A 1,713-nucleotide genomic window follows, 5' to 3' on the forward strand; every position below is an offset into this window, starting at 1 on the left:
TGGCAGTTCGGACAACACCCTGCGCTTGTGGACCCGCCAGGGGGAACCCATCGGCGAACCCTGGCGCGGCCATCAGAGTTCGGTCAGCGCCGTAGCCTTCAGCCCGGACGGCGAGACCATCGTCAGTGGCAGTGGGGACAACACCCTGCGCTTGTGGAACGGGGGGGATTGGAAAAATTGGCTGCAAATGGCCTGCAATCAGTTGCAGTATCATCCGGTTTTGGTAGCCCCAGAAACCGATACCGCCCGCGATGCTGGTGAAACCTGTCAAAAATATGCCTGGAGTACCACCGAGTCGGCACAGTTTTTGGTGAGTCAAGGCAAGGCTTTAGCCCGGGATGGCGATTTCTCCGGGGCCGTGACTCACTTCAACCGCGCCTTGAAACTGGACGACTCCCTCGACCTGGACCCGGAAGCGAAAGCCACAGAACTTGCCGTCCCCGCCTTGATAGCACAAGGGGAAGAGTTGGCCCGGTCAGCCCAAGTAGAGGAAGCGAGAGAGAAATTCCAAGCCGCCTTGAAACTGGACGACACCCTCGACCTCGACCCGGAAGCGGAAGCCATCGAAATTGCCACCTCTAGTTTAGTGAAACAAGGGGAAGAACTCGCCGGGGAGGGTCAAGTTGACGAAGCCATTGCCAAATTCCAACAGGCGGTAAGTGTGGACGAGACCCTCGACCTGGACCCAGAAGCGAAAGCCACTAAACTTGGCGTCCCCGCTTTAGTGGCACAAGGCAAAGAACTCGCCAGTGAGGGTAAAGTTGACGAAGCTGCCGCCAAATTTCAAGCTGCCTTGAAATGGGACGAGACCCTGAACCTGGACCCGGAATCGGAAGCCATCCAAATTGCCACATCATCTGCATTAGTGGAACAAGGGAGACAACTCGCCCGCGAGGGTCGCGTAGATGCAGCGGTTGAGAAATTCCAAGCCGCTTTGAAACTGGACAACACCCTCGACCTAGACCCGGAAGCGGAAGCGAGAAAAATTACGGCGGCGGCTGTAGCGGACAAGGCGAAGCAGTTGGCGGAAGACCGGCAGTATAAAGCGGCCATTGAGGCTTATACCGCAGCGGAGAAACTTGATGCCAATCTGGAAATTTCTGCGGTAACTTGGAATAATCTGTGTTGGTATGGTAGCTTGCGCGGTGAGGCCGAGGTAGTGATGCCTGCCTGCGAAAAAGCAGTGCAATTAGCACCGAACGATGCGGGCGATCGAGGCAATCTGGGAATCGCCAAAGCTCTCACGGGAGATACGGAAGGCGCGATTCAAGCGTTTGAGACCTTTCTTGAGTTAAGTGAGGATGAAGAGGCTAAAGAAATCGTGCAGGGATATATCGATACCTTGCGTGCTGGAGAAAATCCGTTTACCGAGGAGGAGATTAAACGCTTGTTAGGGGAATGAGTTCGGTGCGTGACCCCGGCGCTTGGCATGGAGTGGCGCGGGTCACGCACCCTACGGGCCAGAGGTGCTATAGGGTCATCCATCGGGGTGGAGGCGGAGCCTCGGGAGGGCCGTTCCCAGGCATGAGCCTGGGAACGAGTTATAACGAGTTATAATTAGTCCGCGTAGGCGGACTTGGCTTGCCCAGGCGCGATTTCAATCGCCCGCTAGATGAGGTGCTTGTGTATAATCATCCAGGGTGGAGGCGGAGCCTCGGGAGGGCCGTTCCCAGGCATGAGCCTGGGAACGAGTTATCAGGGTGGAGGCGGAGC

Annotated in this window: 1 protein-coding gene; it reads left to right on the forward strand. The window is 56.7% G+C overall.

Features of this window, described 5'->3' with window-relative positions:
- The coding region (locus tag AC0QH1_RS28330; RefSeq protein WP_442957375.1) for a WD40 repeat domain-containing protein at positions 1 to 1,402 on the forward strand (1,402 nt) is incomplete at its 5' end.
- Between the last annotated feature and the right edge of the window lie 311 nt (positions 1,403 to 1,713).

The organism is Phormidium sp. CCY1219 (assembly GCF_055795085.1).